1 protein-coding gene is annotated in these 1,224 nt (G+C 72.7%); it reads right to left on the reverse strand.

Going from position 1 to position 1,224, the window contains the following annotated elements; translation table 11 throughout:
- Window positions 1-1,224 (reverse strand): ATP-binding protein (locus ACZ5GT_RS40815; protein ID WP_469037018.1); only part of this gene is annotated, 1,224 nt, incomplete at both ends.

The raw sequence follows: 1,224 nt of genomic DNA on the forward strand, positions 1-1,224 counted from the left end.
GACTTCCTGGCCTTCCTCGACGGCGACCTTGACGATGGTGCCCTGCATGGGGGAGGCGAGGGTGTCGCCGGAGGCGACGGGGCCGGACTTCTTCGCGGCGCGGCGCTTGGGTTTGGCGCCGGCGGCGAGGCCGGTGCGGGCCAGGGACATGCCGAGCGAGGCGGGGAGGGAGACTTCCAGGCGCTTGCCGCCGACCTCGACGACGACGGTCTCGCGGCCGGCGTCCTCGTCCGCTTCGGTGTCGGCGGGGGCGGCGAAGGGCTTGATGTCGTTGACGAACTCGGTCTCGATCCAGCGGGTGTGGACGGTGAACGGGTCGGTGGAGCCGGTGAGTTCGGGGGCGAAGGCGGGGTCGCGGACCACGGTGCGGTGGAACGGGATCGCGGTGGCCATGCCCTCGACGGTGAACTCGTCCAGGGCGCGGGCGGCGCGCTGGAGGGCCTCGGCGCGGGTGCGGCCGGTGACGACGAGTTTGGCGAGCAGGGAGTCCCAGGCGGGGCCGATGACGCTGCCGGACTCCACGCCCGCGTCCAGGCGGACGCCGGGGCCGGTGGGCGGGTCGAAGCGGGTGACGGTGCCGGGGGCGGGCAGGAAGCCGCGGCCGGGGTCCTCGCCGTTGATGCGGAACTCGAAGGAGTGGCCGCGCAGCGGCGGGTCGTCGTAGCCGAGCGGTTCGCCGTCGGCGATGCGGAACATCTCGCGGACCAGGTCGATGCCGGCGACTTCCTCGGTGACCGGGTGTTCGACCTGCAGGCGGGTGTTGACCTCGAGGAAGGAGATCGTGCCGTCCTGGCCGACGAGGAACTCACACGTGCCGGCGCCCTCGTAGTGGGCTTCCTTGAGGATGGCCTTGGAGGCGCGGTAGAGCTCGGCGACCTGCTCCTCGGACAGGAACGGGGCGGGGGCTTCCTCGACGAGTTTCTGGTGGCGGCGCTGCAGGGAGCAGTCGCGGGTGGAGACCACGACGACGTTGCCGTGCTTGTCGGCCAGGCACTGGGTCTCGACGTGGCGGGGGCGGTCGAGGTAGCGCTCGACGAAGCACTCGCCGCGGCCGAACGCGGCCACCGCCTCGCGCACCGCCGAGTCGTACAGCTCCGGCACTTCTTCGAGGGTGCGGGCGACCTTCAGGCCGCGGCCGCCGCCGCCGAAGGCGGCCTTGATCGCGATGGGCAGGCCGTGCTCGCGGGCGAAGGCGACGACCTCCTCCGCACCCGAGACCGGGTC

The sequence above is a fragment of the Streptomyces sp. NPDC031340 genome, assembly GCF_055569945.1.